Source organism: Mucilaginibacter gossypii (assembly GCF_017569325.2).
GTDB lineage: Bacteria > Bacteroidota > Bacteroidia > Sphingobacteriales > Sphingobacteriaceae > Mucilaginibacter > Mucilaginibacter gossypii.
Map to the genome: position 1 here is coordinate 3,040,819 of NZ_CP071878.2, position 20,075 is coordinate 3,060,893.

Sequence of the window (20,075 nt, forward strand, 5' to 3'; positions counted from 1 at the left end):
CATCTTTTAAATATTTTAACATGTCTCCATTTGTAGCCGAGCTGATAGGCACCATGCTCCTGATATTATTGGGTGATGGTGTAGTGGCCAACGTAGTTTTAAAAGATACCAAGGGAAATAACAGCGGATGGATAGTAATTACCACTGCCTGGGGATTAGCCGTTTTTGTAGGGGTAGTTGTTGCCGGTCCGTATAGCGGCGCGCACCTTAACCCTGCTGTAACCATAGCCCTCGCCATTGCGGGTAAGTTTGCCTGGGCAAACGTTGTGCCATACATTATCGCACAGTTTGCGGGCGCTTGTATCGGTGCATTTTTAGTTTGGGTAATGTATTACGATCATTTTAAACGCACAAATGATCCTGCTTCTATTTTGGCCGTATTTTGCACCGGGCCAGCCGTACGTAATTACATATCAAACATTGCCAGCGAAATAATTGGTGCTTTTGTATTGCTCTTCACCATTTTCTACATAGCCGGTGCCGAAATCACGCCTGCTAAAACCCCTATTGGCCTGGGCTCAGTAGGCGCTATCCCGGTAGCATTACTGGTTTGGGTAATCGGTTTGTCATTAGGAGGCACTACCGGCTATGCTATCAACCCGGCCCGTGATCTTGGGCCGCGCTTTATGCATATGCTATTACCGATAAAAGGCAAAGGAACGAGCGATTGGGCTTATGCATGGATCCCGATTATCGGCCCATTGGTTGGGGCTTCCATTGCTGCTGTATTGTATCTTTCAATTAAGCTATAAATATCATCAAAACAGCATTAGCCTAACGAAGTTTTAAAGGCTTCGTTAGGCTTTAAAAGCTCTGTTAAGCTACGGCAGCTATCAATGTGCTACTACTGCAACAACGACTTAATCTTGTTAAAGATCTCGGTATTGCTGTAAACTCCTCTGAAATCCAGCGAATGCGGGCCGTAGCTAAATACCGGAACCGGGGTACCGGTATGATCATTGGTGCTAAAATCGCCCCATACGTAACCATCGTTGATACTGCCGTCAAGCAGGGTTAAGCCGCCTGTTTCATGATCGGCAGTTACAATTACCAGGGTTTCGCCATCTTCGTCGGCAAATTTCAGAGCATCGCCAACAACACGGTCAAAGTCGCTATTTTCGGTGATCACCTGTTTTAAGTTGTTAGCGTGACCGCCATGGTCAATCTGCGAACCCTCAATCATCATAAAGAAACCATTAGGGGCATTTTTGAACGTTTGGGTTACTTTATTGAATGCCAGCGGCAGATAATTCCCCCTACCCTCCATTTTCGGGCGAGTTACGCTATCATCCATCAAACCCAGGATTTTAGGCGCCGAACTATTCAAAAACTCATCAAAATTGCGGATAACCGTGTAACCCCTCTTCTTCATTTTATCAACAGTGCTCTCGCCATTAACCGGCCAGATAAAATCTTTATATGATGAGCCTAAGAAAATATCAATTGGAGATGAAGTAATTTGACTGGCGATTGCTGTAGAATGGCTCCGCTCCGAGTCGTGCGCATAAAAAGCCGCGGGGGTAGCGTCTGTCAATTCACAGGCCACAATATCGGCAGTCTTTTTGCCTGCTTCGGCGCTGTAATCAGCCAATGATTTCAATGGTTTACCTGCTGGGTCAACGCCTATTGCTCTGTCGTTAGTTTTTTGGCCTGATGCAAAAGCGGTGGCTCCTGCAGCCGAATCAGTGATATAAGCATCGGCAGAATTAGTTACTGAAAAGCCAATGTTGAGCATCTGGAAAATATTCAACTGGCCGCGGTTGGCAGTATAGGTTGAATAGATCTGCGATAAGCCCATGCCATCGCCGATACACAAAATGATGTTTTTTACTTTCTTAACCGCACCGTCCGATTTATAAGTTGGCTTATAAATGCCATACTCTTGTGGCGCGGTATATTCACCTGCTGGCTTCTTGTTCAGGAAATCGCCAAGTTCTTCGATTTTATCAGTTCCAATTACATCAACGCCTAAACGGATCAGCGCCAGCCAACTGCTTTTGGTATCAGGAGTTTCCCAAAAACGGACCTTTTTACCGGAGTTATGTACGCTATCGATCCCTGCTTTTATCCTCGAGATCTCTTCGTTATTCAATACACCTTTACCATTCCAGTGCATATATTTACCAAACGGAAAGCTTACCATGCCAATCTTTTTCCATTGCGCCGGAGTAAAACCGTTCATATGGTCAACATCAAAAGAGATCCAGGCCGGATAATTGGTCATCTCTGCCGCAGGGGGCACTGCTCCTGTCAACACTATCGATAACCTCCCCGGGTGACCTTCATAATCAAAATATTGTTCTAACGGTTTCAGTTCTTTGATCACCAAGGGCAATACCGCCTTATGATCTTCCTTAATTTCGATGAGCAGCCTTAAATGGCGCTGAGGGTCGCGTTTAAATTTTTCAATCAGCGGATCGATGTACAAGATTTTCAACGACCGTTTAGCGTCAATCTCTTTTTTATCATGAGCCACCATCAGCTGCCCATTAACCGCATAACAGTCGGCCTCGATAGAACCGAAACCTTTTTCATAGGCCCGGTAAAAAGGGATGTTATTTTTGTAATCGTTATGGGAGTGCGCGTCGGCTACGGTGTAGTTTTTAACCTGCGCATTGGCCGTGAGGCCGGCGTTTGCCAGCAGCGCTGCCAGCGTAATTAGGGTAGTACTTTTTTTCATTTGGTATAGATATAGCAAAACCGGGCTGTGCCCGGTTTTGTAAGTTTCAATATGTCAATTACCAGCCGGCATTCTGTTTCAGCTGGCCCTGGCTTATCTGGATATCTTTTGGCGGAATTGGCCAAACGTTATCCCTCGCCGGGTCAAAGTTACGAGCTTTCCACACAACTGAGCCATCCGAACCGTGTAACGGTTTTGCGTAAATTGCCTGTGCATCGCCCCAGCGTACCAGGTCAAAGTTACGATCACTCCACTCACCGGCCAATTCAACGCGGCGTTCGTGTTTGAGGTTTGCCATTGTGGCATTAGTAATCGGGGGCAATCCTGCACGTACACGCACCTGGTTAAGCGCGGCATCACCGTTTTTGCCCTGCATGATCTGCGCTTCGGCTTTAATCAGCAAGATCTCGGCATAACGCAATAATGGCACGTTTAAATCTGTAGATGGTTCATCGCCGTTAGGGCTTACGTGAATACCACCTGCATAGCTAAACGGTTCCATATATTTATTAAACTGGTAGCCAGTTAAGCTGTTGCTTTTACCACCAATTGGGTAAGTATAAGTTTGACCGAAATACTGGAAGCTATCGCCTTTTTGCAGGATAGTAGCCGGAAGCCTTTTATCGCCTGCTTCAAACTCATCAACCAATTCTTTGGTTGGCTGATAATAACCGAAGCCGTTATATAAACCCCAGCCTTTGTTCTCCAACATAGCACCAGGCAAAATACTCTGACCATTCAGGTTACTTGCAACCGACCAGATATACTCAGAGCTATAGTTATTGGCGATCTTGAACACATCAGCATAATTACTTAGCAAAGCATGTTTTCCGCTGAGGATAACCGAGTCGGCATATTTTTCGGCATTAGCGTAATCCTTAGCATGCAGGTAAGTTTTAGCCAAATAAGCATAAGCAGCAGTTTTATGAGCGCGGCCTTTATCGGCAGCAGCAAGCTTATCAAAGTAAGGCAGTAAAGAAGTCGCCTTTTTCAAATCAGCCTCAATATAAGCGTAGTTATCTTTAACTGAAGGCAATTGCGCCGGGAACGCTAACGGATTAGCGCGATTTTGCAAAGGAGCGCCTTGTTTGTCCGATCCGTACAGATCGGCAATTTCCAGGTGCATTACAGCATGTATGAAGTAAGCCTGGCCCAAAATAAAGTTTTTGGTCGCTGCGTCCATGTTGATGTTCGGCACGTTGTTGATGACGTCATTAGCACGTTTCATCACTACAAAATGCAGTTGCCATGGAGCGTAAATACTGCTTTCGTTGCCGGTACAGATAAAGTTTTTGATATTTTCCCTATCGGCAGATGTACGGCCAACAACCATGTCATCGCTGGCATTAATGAACCAAAAGAAACCGCGACCGTAAAGATCTTCGCTGTTACTTTGTTTCTCATACAAACCATTGGCCGCTGCCTGGGCATCGGCAGCAGTTTTCCAGAAGTTTGTACTGGTTGGCGTACCGGTTGGTTTAATATTATCTAAAGTGCCTTTTTTACAGCTTTGGGCCAGTGCAATAACCATTGCACCCATTAAGCCTTTGCTAATTATATTTTTGAATTTCATCTCTATATCTTCTTAATTGTGGTTCCTGATTAATTATAAGCCTACGTTAACACCTATTAAAATAATCCTTGCCTGTGGGTACAAGCCTAAATCAACGCCGTTTTGGTTGATACCAACTTCGGGGTCAAGACCTCTGTATTTGGTAAATGTGGCCAGGTTTTGCGCGTTGGCAAAAATGCGGGCGCTGCGTACACCAATTTTAGTCATCAGCGCTTTTGGCAGTGTGTAACCAAGCGTTACGTTTTTGATACGCATGTATGAACCGTTCTCAACATAAAAGTCAGATACGTTACCAAAGTTGCCGTTTGCATCACTTGCAGATAAGCGCGGGATATTGGTGTTTGTATGGGTTGGTGTCCAGGCATTTTTAGCGTCGGCCAGCAGGTTATAGTTTTGGATAGATGCATTTAAACCTGTGTATTTAACAGCATTGAAAAGTTTATTACCTGCTACACCTTGCAAAAATACGCTCATATCAAACGGGCCATAGTTAAAGTTTGCCGTAAAACCATAGCTAATTTTAGGGAAAGGTGTACCCAGGTAAGTTTTGTCGGCCTCGGTTATTTTACCGTCATTATTAAGGTCCTGGAATTTGATATCGCCTGGTTTTGCATTTGGTTGAATAAGCGTACCCGAAGATCCTTTATAATTATTTACCTCATCCTGCGATTGGAATAAGCCCGCGGTTTTGTATCCAAAGAACGAATACAAAGAATACCCCTGTTGTAACCACACAGGCACCAGGTTATCTCTTACTGTTGGACCAGAAAGGATGGTTTGCTGACCTGGAAGTATGTTATCAATTTTATTTTTGATGTATGATCCGTTAGCTGCTAAATTATAATGGAATTCACCAACGCTACCCTGGTATTTAACTGCTAACTCAATACCTTTATTGGTGATCTGACCACCGTTAACAAACGGAGGGTTTGACACGCCATAAACAGCTGCAACCGGTGGCTGGAACAGGAAACGGGTATTTCTTTTCTGAAACACATCAGCAGTAACATTGATCTTACCGTTCATCAGGCCTAAATCAACACCAATATCGGTTTGTGTAGCTTTTTCCCATTTAAGATTAAGGTTAGCCAAGCCATCAACAGCCGAACCTGTAATAGCTGTAGCCGGGCTACCTAAATAACCGGCAGTTTTGGTTAACGAAACTGAAGTTGGGAAGCTTGGTAAACCTGCAAGGTTACCCGACTGACCGTAACTTGCCCTTAACTTAGCAAATGATACCAGAGCATCGGTAGGAAAAAATGATTCCTTGCTAATTAACCAACCAGCCGATACGCCAGGATAAACTTCAGCACGGTTGCTGCTTGATAATAATGAGGTAGCATCACGACGGATGATACCGTTGACAAAGTATTTACCGGCATAATCATAACCGATCCTGCCCAGGTATGAGATCAAAGCAGATTCGTTCTTGTTGCCTTGTAGCGGTACGCCTGTTGGGTTAAGACTACCGTTGATGATATAACGATAAGCAGGATCTTCGCTCAGGTAGTTATCTGTGTTAACGCTAAAAAACTCCTGGGTATCATTCTGATAAGTATAACCTGCCAAAGCACTTACGTGATGATTACCAAAAGTCCTGTCGAAGTTTAAAGTTTGCTCGGCCAGGATAGTGCGTGTATTGTTTTGCTCCTGGAAAAGGAAGTTATCAAAAAACTTTTTACCGGGCTCCAATACCCTTGTGCTAAAGTTTTTAATGGTTTCAGAGTTCTTAGTAACCCCCAGATTTGAGCGAAATTTTAAACCTTTAATCAGGTTAATTTCAACATAAGGGTTGACATTAAAGCTATTTACAGCATCGCTGTTGTCCAAACGTTTTAAATAAGCAACCGGGTTAATTACGTCACCATATGAACCTGCATATTGGGCGGGCACACCACCAAAGCTGCCATCGGCATTATAGATAGAAGCGTTTGGAGGGTAAAATATAGCTGATAAAATAGCACCGGTGTAAGCACTTGTAGTATTGGCACCTTGTCCGTTGTTATATGAATAAGAGAAACTTTCGCCAATCTTTAACCAGTTGTTGATCTGATGATCAGAGTTTACACGAAAGTTGTAGCGAATAGCATTGGTATTTAACAGGATCGCATCATTTTTACGATAGCCTCCTGAAATATAAAAGGTAGATTTTTCGCTGCCGCCACTGATATTCAAGTTATAATCCTGTATGTAACCTGTTCTGAACAAGGCATCTGTCCAGTTGGTACGGGTTACGCGCGAATCAGGGTTTATAGTACCATCAAATGCAGGTAAGCGGGTTTTGCCTGCGTTATCATAAGCAGTATTTATAGCATCTGCATAATCGGCAGCGTTTAAGGCCTGTAATATTTTCAAGGCGTTTTGTACGCCGCCTTTTGCGGTAATGTCAAGATTGGTTTTACCTTGTTTACCGCGTTTGGTAGTGATCAAAATTACACCACCAGCAGCCTTGGCACCATAGATGGCAGCATATGAATCTTTCAATACGTCGATAGATTCGATGTCCGAAGGATCGATGGGGCCGCCGTTATAAATGGTACCGTCAACAACCATCAGCGGACCTTCATTATTGAAAGAGCTTTGACCGCGTAACCTGATGCTTGGGCCCGAAGTTGGGTCACCACCTTCGTTCAAAACTGTAACACCGGCAATTTGTCCCTGCAGCATTTCAGTCACCGAACCTACCGAACGATCTTTAACATTACTAACTTTTAATGAACCTACCGAACCGGTTACGTCGGTATTTTTTTGTGTGCCATAACCTACCACTACTACGGCGTTCAAACCGGTAACGTCAGCTTCTAAAGTAATGCTAAGCGGAAATTGACCGGCGGCAACTTCGCGGCTCTTGTAGCCGATAAAACTGAATACCAGCACCTCGCCCTTTTCAACAGTAATTTTAAAATTACCATTAACGTCGGTTGAAGTGGCGGCAGTTGAAGTTTTGCTGCGTACAGCCACGCCGGCCAGCGGACCGTCCTTATCGTTCACTGTTCCGGTCACCGTAATTTTTTCGGGTGCACGTACCACCTTTTTGTGCGAGATAATAATAGTGCCGTATTTTTCGCGGTACTCCAATTGTGTATTGGCAGTTAAAGCGTTAAGCACATCTTTTAATGGTTTGTTAACAAATGAATTTGCCTTTACTTTTACCGCGGCCACATCATCCATCTTGTAGTTAAATGCAACGGTATTTACCGCTTTTTTGAGTTTCTCGAGCGAGGCATCCATGGTTTCATCGGCAAACTTTACGGTTACCGGCTGATCCATCAGCGACACACTACGCTCGGCGAAGGCGCGTGAGGGCAATACTGCCGTCAGGGTTGTTACCAGCAATAAAATTGCTGAGATTAATCTTCTTGAAATCCGGGTTAAAGATTTTTCCATACATTTGTTTTTAAAGTGATTAGTAACTGCCTGTTGGCTTTTAGTTTTGGCAGCTACACTTAATTGAGCCAGTGCCTGTTGGAGCAGGCATTGGTTTTCCTTTTTATATTGTTATCTAATATTTACCGTATCTCCGTTTAACTTATACTTTCGGCCGTCAATAAACTGGAGTATATCCAGCACCTGTCTGATATTCAACTTATTTGAAAACCTAACCGAGTAATGCTGCTGCGCCAATCGTTTTTCATTGTATTTAAAATTCACGTTATAGCGGTTTTGCAGATAAATGGTAATTTCCTTAAATGACGCATTATCCAGTATCAACTCCTCATGCATCCAGCTCAGCGAATGATCAGCCGTTAGTTCCTGGCGCGTAAAGCTTTCATGTTGTTTGTTATAGGTTAACTGCTGCCTGGGTGTGTAAAAACCCAATGTATGGCGCTGATCATGCACCTCTACCTTCCCGCTATTCACATAAACCTGTATGTCGGGCAGCTCCTTATAAAATTTGATATTGAACGATGTACCAAGTACTTGAGTAATAACTTTTGCGGCATGCACCATAAATGGCCGCTTCACATCATGTTTCACGTCAAAAAACGCCTCGCCATTTATCAGCGTTACTTCTCTTTTCGTATCGCCAAAACTAACCGGGAACTTTAACGATGTGCCTGCATTTAACTGAACGGTTGAGCTATCTGGCAGCATTACCTGTTTCATGCTGCCCTTAGGGGCAGTGATTACCTGGTAAGCAATTTGCTCATTTTTATGAGTAGCTAATTTTGAATAGAACAGTCCGGCACATACAGCTACCAAAACAGCCGCAGCTACTTTTAACCAGGTGGTATTTAGCCTGCGGACTTTACCTTTATCTATAGTTTGTTTTTCTATACGTTCCCAAAGCGGCTGCTTAAGGGCTTTAACATTGTCGCCGGTTTTGGCGTCCATGTCAAGGTTATGCATCAGTTGTTGTAAAAGCTGCAATTCCTCGTCGGTACATTTGCCAGCGTTAAACTTATTGAGTAGTTTTTCTATTTCTCTTTGATTCACCTAACAGGGGCTTTATACCTGATAAGTGACCCGAGACGGAGGAGTGTACTATAACTTTTTGAAAAAAATTATCAACAGCAAAAATCTGCTGTAATTATCAAAGGGGATGACATCGTAATACTTCTGAACAGATTTCTTCAATCTGCTTAAAGCATTACTAATTTGGTTGCGCACGGTTTGGTGCGATAAGCCTAAAAATTCGGCTATTTGCGGGCCGGTCATATCCTGCTCGCGGCTGCACAAATACACCTGGCGCATCTTTTCGGGCATATCCGCAATTTCCTGGTCTATCAACAAGTGCAATTCGGCAAGGGAAAGTTTTTGGTCGGTACTGTGTTCATAAGTTTCCTGTATTTCGGAAACATCATCTAACGGGCGAGGTTTGATGCTTTGCTTTTTGTACCACTTATAGCTCATGTAGTTAACAGAAACCATGAGGTAGGCTTCAAGCGCACCATTTACCTGGATGGTATTACGATTTTTCCATATGGAAAGGAATAGCTCCTGTACCATATCCATCGCTTCATCCTCGTTTTGGGTTTTCTTTAACGCGAAGGCAATCAACCTATCCGCATAACGCTCATAAATTTCCCGGAATGCACCATCGTTACCGCCCTGCAGTTCAAGTAGAAGTTGTGCATCCGAATATTGTTTCACAAGGGGTATTTTTATGGCATCAAAGTAACGGCACTAATGTTAAGCTAAATTTAAATATATATTAATGCTTTAGAAAACACAGGCTAATAATTGGCACTATTTTTTAAAAATAGATTTTGCCCCCAAAATAACTTTTATTTCGCAAACAAACCTATACCTTTGCAATTCATCTGATGATTTACAAATGAGCAAAATTATTAAAAGATCGCTGGCACAAGAGATTGCAGAAAAGCTGAAGGAACAGATAAGCAGCGGCCATTACCGGGTAAACGATAAGTTGCCTACCGAACCCGAACTCATGGCCGAGTTTGGCGTTGGCCGCTCAAGCATCCGCGAAGCAACTAAAAGCCTGGTACAATTGGGTTTGCTCAGGAGCCAGCAGGGTGCGGGGACTTTTGTGGAACGCACAGCCAGTAATCCTGAGCCTATGGAAGCCCGTTTAAAACGTGCCCGCTCTCAGGACCTTGATGAGGTAAGACAATTACTGGAGATGAAAATAGCCGAGAAAGCTGCTATAAACCGCTCGCAAAAAGATATTTTTAACATGAAAAGCCATTTAGAAACCAGAAACAGAACTGCCGAAGCCGGACTATTGGAAGAGTGTATTGACGCTGATGTTAAATTTCACATCGCTATTGCCGAAGCATCAAAAAACGAGATCCTGAGCGATCTATATAAAACGGCAGCCGTACATTTAAAAAACTGGTTCACTGAAATCCACCCTGACACGCGCATTTTTATCGAAACCCAGCACCTTCACGAAAAGCTCCTGAAAAACATTCTCGATTGCGATTCGAAACAGGCCTGGAATACCGTTATCGAAATTCATCAATATTAAAAAATTTCATCAAATTCATCTGATGATATAATGTTTTATAATTTAATCTGTCGCTAATGAAATCTACATCGCCAACAACTATTATCCCCGAACCTAAAAAATTGGTTCAGCAAACAGTGTATTCAATTTTGTTTACAATAAGCCTTGCACACTTTATCAATGATATGCTACAGTCGGTTATACCGTCTATCTATCCGCTTATCAAGCAAAGATTTAGTCTTAAATTTAATCAAATAGGGTTAATCACCTTCACCTATCAAATTACTGCTTCTATTTTGCAGCCATTTGTAGGTCTTTATACCGATAAAAAACCTAAACCATATTCATTGGCAATTGGCATGGGTTTCACTCTATCCGGACTGATGCTTGCCTCTTTTGCCGGCAACTTTTATATTATGCTGATGGCCGTAAGTCTTATTGGTATTGGCTCATCCATATTTCACCCGGAGTCATCCCGGGTGGCACATTTAGCATCGGGAGGAAAAAAAGGACTGGCTCAATCTATTTTTCAGCTGGGTGGTAATGCCGGCAGCGCTATTGGACCGCTGCTTGCAGCTCTTATCGTGATCCCTTACGGACAATCAAACGTGATCTGGTTTTGCCTTATCGCCTTCGCCGGAATTTTGGTGTTGCTCCGCATAGCTAAATGGTATGCCGAACGCCTCAGTTTTAATGCAAAAAACAAAAATGCTAAAGAAACCGTTCAGTTGAATATCTCCAAAAGGAGGGTAAAATTCTCCCTGGGTATTTTGCTGGTGCTTATATTCTCCAAATATTTTTACCTGGCTAGCATCACCAGCTATTATACTTTCTTCCTGATCAATAAGTTCCACTTAAGCATTCAGCAATCACAAATTTATCTGTTCATGTTTTTAGGATCAGTAGCAACCGGAACATTATTCGGCGGGCCACTGGGCGACCGCTTTGGCCGTAAATACATCATCTGGATTTCGATATTGGGTGTAGCGCCCTTCACCATGCTCCTACCCTACGTATCGCTATTTTGGACGGGTGTTTTATCGGTATTTATCGGGCTAATCCTTTCATCGGCATTTTCGGCAATTTTAGTTTATGCTACCGAACTGGTTCCGGGAAAAGTAGGTTTAATAGCGGGCTTATTCTTCGGCCTGGCTTTTGGCATGGGCGGTTTAGGATCGGCCGTATTGGGTAAAGTTGCAGATATAACCAGTATCAATTATGTGTTCAAGATTTGTGCTTATTTGCCGCTAATAGGTATTTTCACTGGTTTGCTACCTAATATTGAAGGAAAGAAGATGGTGAAGATTTAAGGCTTAAAAAATCATGTCATTGCGAGGAGGAACGACGAAGCAATCTCGTAGCTGTACAGAGCGGATACGCACTGGCTACGAGATTGCCGCGCTGCGCTCGCAATATGACATATTTTTGTTTTACTTATCCAATTCCCTTACCCAAATATTACGATAACTGATAGACTCACTTTTATCGCCATGAGCTTGCAGCTTAATTGGCGAAGCACCATGCTTGCGATATTCCGGCTTGCCGATATACGGGGTATCTCCTATTAATGAGGTATTGTTTTGAACCAACACACCATTATGAATTGCGGTAGCGCGGGCGGCCGATTTTAATGAACCATCCTCATTAAAACGGGGTGCTGTCCAGATTACGTCGTAGGTTTGCCACTCGCCGGGTTTGCGGCAAGCATTTGCCAGGGGGATGGCTTGTTTGTATAAACTGCCCACCTGCCCGTTCACATAGGTTTTATTATTATAGTTATCAAGCACCTGCAACTCATAACCGCCGGCTCCCCATGGCAGGGCTGCCAGGAAAATGCCGCTGTTACCGCGTGCTTGTCCGCTGCCGGTTATGTTTGATGGGATGCGATATTCAATATGCAACTGAAAATCCATGAATTTGCGTTTTGTTTGGATATCGCCTGCCGTTTTATCTACCGTAATAATTTTATCATCCACCTTCCATTTATGACTTGATGTACTGTCGTTGGTGGCTACCCACTCATCGAGGTTTTTGCCATCAAACAAAATGATGGCATCAGAAGGTGCATCTCCCAGAGTTTTACCAGGGGTAACTACAGCCGGCACCGGCGACCATATCTCGGTATCCTCCGGCTTGGCATTTTGCTGCGCGAATATTGTTAAAGAACAGCCTGCTAATAAAGCAGTGAAAATAAGTTTGCGTTTCATTTTAAAACAATTGATCAGGGTTAAATAATCAGATAACTATTCATGTTTAGCTGAAAGCCTAAAGCTAAAGGCTGAAAACTTTTAATACTGGGTCTTTAGCTTTTTGCTTTAAGCATTCGGCTTTCAGCTTTATTTAGCCAGCGATTTGATCCATAAAGCTATCTTACGGGCATCTTCCTTAGTAACCTGTGGCATAGGTGGCATAGGTGTTGAATAATCTGGCCAGTGTTCGGGCTTCGGACTACGGATCAGCTGGATCAATTCGGCCACGCTGTATCTACGTTTGGCTACATCCACGTAAGCCGGACCAACCTGTCTTTTTGTAGCGTTATGGCATGAAAGACAGGTATTTTTCAGCAGGATCGGCTGCACCTCAGCATAAGTAGGAACCGCGTTTAATCCTGCAGCAGATTTTGCCGTAGCAGCTTTTTTGCCGGCGACGCCCTTTTTCAGATCGGCCGCAGCTGCGGCTTTGGCGGAGTTTATCGTGCTTACCTCCGTCATGGAAAGTTTTTGCCCTCCGGGGATATTATTCAACGTATAATAAGCCGTTGGATGAACTAAATTGAAATAGTTTTCCTTATCGCGGATACCTGCAAGCGTAATGGTGTGGATATAATATTTACGCAGGTTATTCACAATCAATCGCGCTTTTAAACCATCTGCAGATACCTTCACACCTGCTATCGGGCATTTTTCGGTATTTACCGGCGGACTGCCATATACGCCATGGTATTTATAGATATAGCTTTCTACAGAGTATGAAGCTATATCTTCAGCTACTTTCTTATCAACCGGCTTGGTAAACTCTATCTCAAAACCATCGGGCATTGCACGGATAGCACGCATCTCAAACGGAACTTTATTGTTCCATACCAATCGCTGCAAGCCCATAGTGGCCTCCCCTGCAGATCCCCAGCCACGGTTGGTTTCGCCTGCAGCCAATGAACCATCAGGTAACCAGGCCAGCCTTACTATGCCTGACTGGAAACCGCTTCTGAAAGCCCAGGCCGCGCCCTGGTATTCGCCGTTAACCTTCTCTAAAAACACCCTGTCAACCATACTTTGACCCTGGTCGCAGATCAGTAATTGCCCGGCAAAAGGGCCAAATGCGCCTTCGGGAATTTTAACAATTTCGGAGTTGGAGATTCCTAAGATCCCATGCGGTAACCACACCGCGGGCAGTTGTAATTCAGGGATTTCTTTTTTAGCCTCAAACTCCGTTTTAAATTTTTCATTAACAATATCCTGCGGTTTTACAGGTTGGCCGTTTTTATCAGATTCTATCCTGGGGTTGTTTTTGGCAAAGAATTGCTCGGAAGTGAGTTTTAGCGGCGAGTTAGGCAAACCCGTCCAAACCAGGCTTGAAGGATGCCCCATAAAAGCCCCTTTTTTGATCGGCATGATACTACCTGAACCAACCCAGTCGCCCTGGTTATCTGAATACCAAAGTTCGCCATCAATCATACTGATACCGCAAGGCGAACGCAAGCCCGCTGCCCATGGCGTAACAGTGCCATTTTCCTTAATATTTAAAGCCCAGCCCCGGTAAGGCACGAAGCTTTTCGGGTGCCACCAATCGGGTGGAAACCCGAGGTTCAAAGTCACAAAGAATGAGCCATCGGGCGCTATTTTAGGACCGAAGCTATACTCATGATAGTTACCAGATAATGGCCATGCATAAATGGTTTCAAAAACATCGGCCTTGCCATCCATATTGGTATCAACCAGCTTGGTCAATTCGCCGCGCTGAACAACGTACAACGCCCCATCTTTCCAGGCAGCTCCCAGCACCTCATGCAAGCCAGAAGCAAATTTACGGAAGAAAGGGTGCTGGCCTGTAGGGTTTTCAACCATAAAAATATCTCCGCGACGGGTGGTTACCGCCAGGGTGCCATTAGGCAGCGTACACAAACCGCCAACTTCCAGGATAGTACCCTCAGGCGCGGGCACTTTCATGATCTTAAAAAAGTCATCTTCTTTAGGCGATTCGGCCTGGGCAAAGGTATTTTTGATATCGCTTAACAGCGCGATAATTACAAGCGTAAATAAAAACGTGCCTTTGTTTATCATTTGTTTTAAAGTATTGTTCATGATCAAGGCAGCTTAAAAAATGATAGAATAGGTTAATTTCTTTTGGATAGGAATAATAAGCTCCTGCTTCCCTCCCGCATCACGAACGACAGGTTTGGCGCCCGCTGCATCATCAATACGGATATAGTAGGATTTATCGTCAATGACATATAATCCATTGCCAAGCGTTTCGATATTGCCGGATGCCAGGTGATAAAACAGGCCGTCTACTGCATTGGCAAGCGTTACTTCCCGGTGGATACCTTGCCCTTTATCCATCACACTGCTGGCATCATTTACCGAAGTGCCATAAATATTGTACTTAAATGCAGGAACATCGTCGGCATTCAAAACATAACCTTTTGGCCTGTATCCTGTGCCTACAGTATCCAAAGCCCAGGCGGCATTTGCATCGCTCAGCTTTTCGATAGCGGGTACAGGTTTGCCAAGGTATTGTACAGAACCAGCCGGGCGCGATGAGCCATCGCCCCTGTCATGCCACATAGGTGTGGCATCTAAGAAACCACCACGCCAGATCTCTACAATCATTCCTTTATCCAAATCGTAAGTGTAATGCAACAGTTCAGGGCTGCCTACATTTACACCATGGGTAACCCTGATACCTCCCGGTAAATCGGAAAAGCTCCGTAACACAGTATTTGAAGTTGCATTAATCAAAATAGGATCAACAGGATCATTGTTGCTCACATTGGCATCGCTCAATAAATACTCGCGGATGCCCGGGCCTGATACCGTAAGCCCTAAAGCCGGCCTGACCCAATCGACAGTTTTTGAGTAGAGTAATTCAAACGGATGATCACCAGGTTGTAACTGGGCCTTGCCCTCGCCCCTGTTTTCGGTTAACATAACCGCATCAGCGCCGTCAATACGCAATTTGCCTTTACCACCCGGTACATTTAGTTTAAAAACGTATTCACCAGCTTCTTTAATTTGAATACTGCCAGTATAACGGATTAGGAAATTATTGGTAAGCTTGCCCTGATTTGATGATAATACAGACGAAGTTCCTTCTGATTCGGGTTTTAGGTTCTTATAACTATCTCCCTCAATACCCCCATCTTTATAAACCCCGTATTTCAGGTTTGAAAGTGTAGGGTGAGGCTTGTCAAAACTGGTTATCCTGATATTCCTGAAAGCTACCGGGCCATGATCGCCCTGCAAACGCAGCGGACCGGTAGTGGCCTCCTTGTTGTCAAAAGCTCCGCGGGTTGGCCCGGCAAGCTCAACATTATCCTGGATCAAAACACCATTGAGCCAAACGTAAAGGACCTTGGCATTGCTGATCTTTTGGCCGCTGAAATCAAAGCGCGGTGCCTGGAACGAAATTTTCATGTGCTGCCATAAACCCGGCGCACGACTTGCGTTTTGCCGTGGCGCATAGCCATCGTAACCTTGCTTCCCCTCAGGTTTACTATCATCCCAGCGCTCATAAATACCGCCATTATCGCCCGATTTAGGGTTCACCGTTCCCCAGCTATCTAAAAGCTGAATTTCATAACGCCCCTGCAAATAAATACCCGAATTGGAACCTTTGGCCATCATATAATCAAGCTCCAGGTCGGCATCGCCATAAACAGATTTGGTAAACAGGTCTTTTGCGCCCTTTTTGCCGGGTAGGTTTACCAAAATCCCGCTACCATCTTTAAGGGTTAAAACTTCATCCTGCGCAATATCAGCCTGTGCGCCGGCCGCTACTTTCCAATTGGATGATGGATTATCAAAAAAAGAAAGATCAGTAAGAGGTACCGTGTTTTGCGCCCTGAGTTGCTGGCAACCCAACAGGCAAACACATACTATCCAAAACTTTTTTCTGCCGAAGAGTTTAGGAGATTGATTAAAGCAATGCATTGATTTTTAATTATAATATGGTTTATTGGCTAAGGCGCATAGTCGACCTTACATTAGCACCGCAAGATAATTAATTTACGCAATCGATTACGAATATTTTAATCATTTTCCGGTGTAATTTCAACCAGGGGCAAAACACCTAATTTACAAGCCTTTGATTACCCTTGTCATCAAAAACGGTAACGCTTAATATTTTATCATTAAGCTGTATAAACCTTGCCGACTGCGACAAAAAAGATGAGCCAAAATAAAATTCCTGCCTTGAGGTATCGCCGTTCTTATATTTAATCAGTGCATAAACATCATTGGCCTTGACTGGGATAGTTTTTGTTTTATTTTCTGATCTGAAAACTTTTAAAACATCTTTATGCTGAATGGCGGCCAATATTACCTGCCCATTTTTATCGCGGAACTTAACCAGGGCCTTACCATCCCCCGGAATATAAATACCGCTTTTCATAATACTTAATGGCTTAAAGTTGCCTTTGCCGTCACCTTTCAGCATTAAACCATTAAGCGCATCATAACGCCCGATAGTAGCATCACTGCCATAATCGTTGCCATTAATAACTACATCGAGGTTTCCATCCCCGTCAAAATCGCCGGTTTCCATACCGTTTAATACCGATACCTGGGCTTCAACAGGCAGCGGGATAGCTGTAAATTTACCATTGCCATCATTCCTTAAAAAACATGATTGTAAGGTATTAGCTTTCAGCCTCAACGCCCCGCTCCTCTGTTCGGGTGAAAGCACCTCATCCATAGTTGCCAAGGCGTACGAGCGATAATTGGTAAACTTTTTTCTCATGCTGATCATTTGCTTCAGCATATCATCGCGACCGTACATTGGGTACTCCTTTTTATCCCCGTTTTGATCGGGCAGAAAAATAGACGGAATCGCGCTGTAGATGCCGCTCTTATCAAATTCTTTAGCTGTAATGTAAACAGGATATTGGTCACTGGCTTTGATCAGGCTATTCTCGCCCAAATTCCCGACAATATAATCCGTGCGGCCGGTATGCCTGAAATCTCCGGCCACCAATGAGTTCCACCAACCCAGCTTATTGCCCAGGCCAGATTGAACTGTGGTATTAACAAACTTACCATGTTCATTTTTAAGGAATGTTACCGGCATCCACTCGCCGGCCATGACCAGGTCGGGCCAGCCGTCGTTATCATAATCGGTAAAAAGGGCATCGCAAATCATGCCTATGTTTTTCAAAGCCGGGGCTACCTGTGGTGTAACATCCGTAAATTTTGCGTGCCCATTTTCACTATCGTTCCGCAAAATAAAACTCGAAACCGGGTTTGGGTATTTCCATGGCTCAACTCTTCCTGATACAAACAGGTCGGGCTTGCCATCTTTATTATAATCACAAGCCCGTACGCAAAGTTTGCTGGTGAGGTTTGAAGGCAAAGCATCCGTTGTAAGCGTAAAATTGCCTTTGCCATCATTGATATAAAGCCTGTCCTGGTATTCAGGGCCATTTGCTGCAAATTCGTAACCTCCACTGGCTGCATATAAATCGAGCTTGCCATCACCATTGGCATCAAAAAGCAACAAACCCTCATCTTGAAAGTTATGAACAGGATTAATATTGCCTGTTAACAGGTTACGGCGGTTAAATTTGCCGTCGGGCATCTGGAAAAAAACCTGCGCCTGATCGTAAGCGGTGCCGCCAATGATCAAATCATCAAAACCATTGCCGTCGATATCGCCCACGGCTAAAGCCGGATTATACTCAGAAAGTTTATGCGGCAGTAGTTTCTGGATATTAAAATCAAGAAAACCGCTTCCCTTGTTGGTATAATGGATCCCTATGGAATCTGTTATTTCTTTAAATAAAGCATTCGCGGCTATTTGCGGCTGAACCAGGGAATAAGGGTCATTAGCGTTTTTTATATCAACCTTTATTAACTGATCTGCTTTTAGCTTTGCCAGCTTTTCTCTTTTGCCATTCGGCCATTTGATCAAGACCGAATCTATTGTGTTAATTTTACCCAGACCGAAATGCGCTATACTTTGTACCGATGAAATATATCCCCGGTAGGGATCATTTTCATATACCTGTGTCTTATCCTTATCGTAAAATATCTCGGCCGTAGCACCTAAACCATTAATATTTTGCTTATCACCTTTAAAGCTAATTTGCAGGTAGTGGGTTTTATCAAGCTTATTTTTATCATCTCGCGATGTATTGCGGTAAACCAGTGCTTCATCGTTGATATTGTTAACCACCATATCCATAGCCCCGTCATTATCCAGGTCCACGTACACTGCACCGTTTGAAAAAGTAGGCAGGCTTAAGCCCCAATCCTTACTCACATCGGTAAAGGTGAGATTGCCATTATTCGCAAAAGCGTAGTTATGCAGTTTAATTTCGGGGATTTGATCCAAAACTTTTTGCTTGGAAGTAACGGCATAGGCCTGCTCGCGGTAAGTCATAAAGTCGTGGTCAGACACATCCTTAGGGAAGCCGTTGGTTACGATCACGTCCCGATAGCCGTCATTATTAAAATCGGTGATCAGCGGTGTCCAGCTCCAGTCGGTTTGGGCAATGCCACTTAAAAAGCCTATTTCGCTAAAAGCAGGGACGCCCATAGCACCATTCTGCCCTAAACGCGGCCCCTGGTTTAATTGCAGGGTATTGCGTACATACTGGTACTGGGTACCATAAATATCAAAGTTTTGATAAGTTTGGTAACTATTGGGACCGAGGATCATCTTTTTGCGATAGTTGTCCTCAGGATCCATGTCCAGTTCAACAACATCCGGCAAGCCATCGTTATTGATATCGATAACATCCTGCCCCATAGCGTTGTAGGATGTGTGTTTAAAATATTCTTTGGTACGATTGGTAAAGGTACCATCATGGTTGTTGATGTAAAGGATGTTGTTTGATATAAAATCATCCGATACGTAAATGTCTTTCCACCCGTCGTTGTTAAAATCGACCGTTGTGGCTGCATGGCCGTAACCATCCAGGTTAATACCTGCCTGTGCGGATACATCATGAAACACGCCATGATGTAATTTTCCATCCCAATCGTTACGGTACAATCTGCCCCGGCTATGATTTGCCGTATAATTTGAATTACCGAATAAATTAGGATTGTAACTTGCAGTGGCGCTGTTTACTGTAAGGTACATATCCAGGTCGCCATCGTTGTCATAGTCAAAAAAGCTTGCCATGGTTGATTGTGCGCCTGCTTCCAGACCATATTCTGAAGCCTCATTTTTAAAATGAGGAATACCATCGTTGCCTTTTCCCTGGTTAACGTATAGTATATTCCGCCTTTTCAGCGAGTCTTTGGCAATGGTATTGCAAATGTAAAGGTCCGGTAAACCATCATTGTTGATATCAACTACCGCAACACCTCTTCCCCATCGGCCCGCGCCATTTACACCCGCGGCATCGGTAATATCATCAAACTTAAAATCACCTTTATTAAGATATAGCTTGCTTGCCACCATATTACCCGTAAAGTATAAATCGGGCAGACCATCGCCATTAAAATCGCCAACCCCTACGCCGCCGCCATTGTAAATATTCACCAGGTCTAACGGGTTTATCGAATCGTTTTCGATGATCTCATTTTTAAAATGAATGCCCGAATGAGATGATGAAACCTGCTGAAAAAGTGAAGTCTTTTTACAGGAAAATAAGGCAGACGAACATAGTATAACGATGGATAAAATTTTCTTCATCAATTAGGGGATTGGTTTATTCTTTAAAGATAATAATTAACACAAAAAGGCTT

12 protein-coding genes are annotated in these 20,075 nt (G+C 43.8%); 3 read left to right on the forward strand and 9 right to left on the reverse strand.

Features of this window, described 5'->3' with window-relative positions:
- The first annotated feature begins 20 nt into the window (after positions 1-20).
- Positions 21-752, forward strand: a complete 732-nt coding sequence (locus J3L18_RS12720; protein WP_129568812.1) for an MIP/aquaporin family protein — start codon at positions 21-23, stop codon at positions 750-752.
- Between the two features lie 92 nt (positions 753-844).
- Here J3L18_RS12720 and J3L18_RS12725 read toward each other — a convergent pair whose 3' ends face one another.
- The 5 genes from J3L18_RS12725 to J3L18_RS12745 form a co-directional block, all read right to left on the reverse strand.
- The gene (locus J3L18_RS12725) at positions 845-2,680 is read right to left on the reverse strand and encodes an alkaline phosphatase (RefSeq protein WP_129568813.1); all 1,836 of its coding nucleotides are present in this window, start codon (positions 2,678-2,680) and stop codon (positions 845-847) included.
- Positions 2,681-2,738: 58 nt separating this feature from the next.
- Positions 2,739-4,253, reverse strand: coding sequence for a RagB/SusD family nutrient uptake outer membrane protein (locus J3L18_RS12730; RefSeq protein ID WP_129568814.1), 1,515 nt, complete (start codon positions 4,251-4,253; stop codon positions 2,739-2,741).
- A 33-nt stretch (positions 4,254-4,286) separates the two neighbouring features.
- Positions 4,287-7,640 carry a SusC/RagA family TonB-linked outer membrane protein gene (locus J3L18_RS12735; RefSeq protein WP_129568815.1) on the reverse strand — a complete coding sequence of 1,118 codons (3,354 nt, stop codon included), beginning with the start codon at positions 7,638-7,640 and terminating at the stop codon, positions 4,287-4,289.
- A gap of 111 nt (positions 7,641-7,751) precedes the next feature.
- Complete coding sequence (locus J3L18_RS12740; protein WP_129568816.1) at positions 7,752-8,690, reverse strand: FecR family protein; 939 nt, start codon at positions 8,688-8,690, stop codon at positions 7,752-7,754.
- A 48-nt stretch (positions 8,691-8,738) separates the two neighbouring features.
- Positions 8,739-9,347 carry an RNA polymerase sigma factor gene (locus J3L18_RS12745; protein WP_176844464.1) on the reverse strand — a complete coding sequence of 203 codons (609 nt, stop codon included), beginning with the start codon at positions 9,345-9,347 and terminating at the stop codon, positions 8,739-8,741.
- A 184-nt stretch (positions 9,348-9,531) separates the two neighbouring features.
- On the opposite strand from J3L18_RS12745, the gene J3L18_RS12750 reads away from it, so the two are divergent.
- On the forward strand, positions 9,532-10,185 hold the full coding sequence (locus J3L18_RS12750) for a FadR/GntR family transcriptional regulator (protein WP_129568817.1): 654 nt from the start codon (positions 9,532-9,534) through the stop codon (positions 10,183-10,185).
- Positions 10,186-10,241: 56 nt separating this feature from the next.
- A complete protein-coding gene (locus J3L18_RS12755) occupies positions 10,242-11,474 on the forward strand; it encodes an MFS transporter (RefSeq protein WP_129568818.1) in 1,233 nt (410 codons plus the stop codon).
- A gap of 120 nt (positions 11,475-11,594) precedes the next feature.
- Here J3L18_RS12755 and J3L18_RS12760 read toward each other — a convergent pair whose 3' ends face one another.
- From J3L18_RS12760 to J3L18_RS12775, 4 genes are all read right to left on the reverse strand, one after another.
- Complete coding sequence (locus J3L18_RS12760) at positions 11,595-12,371, reverse strand: 3-keto-disaccharide hydrolase (protein ID WP_129568819.1); 777 nt, start codon at positions 12,369-12,371, stop codon at positions 11,595-11,597.
- Positions 12,372-12,500: 129 nt separating this feature from the next.
- The gene (locus J3L18_RS12765; protein ID WP_208102449.1) at positions 12,501-14,465 is read right to left on the reverse strand and encodes a c-type cytochrome; all 1,965 of its coding nucleotides are present in this window, start codon (positions 14,463-14,465) and stop codon (positions 12,501-12,503) included.
- A 12-nt stretch (positions 14,466-14,477) separates the two neighbouring features.
- Positions 14,478-16,313 (reverse strand): 3-keto-alpha-glucoside-1,2-lyase-like domain-containing protein, encoded by a 1,836-nt coding sequence (locus J3L18_RS12770; protein ID WP_129568820.1) that lies wholly within the window; start codon positions 16,311-16,313, stop codon positions 14,478-14,480.
- A 139-nt stretch (positions 16,314-16,452) separates the two neighbouring features.
- Positions 16,453-20,022, reverse strand: a complete 3,570-nt coding sequence (locus J3L18_RS12775) for a VCBS repeat-containing protein (protein WP_129568821.1) — start codon at positions 20,020-20,022, stop codon at positions 16,453-16,455.
- Positions 20,023-20,075 lie beyond the last annotated feature (53 nt).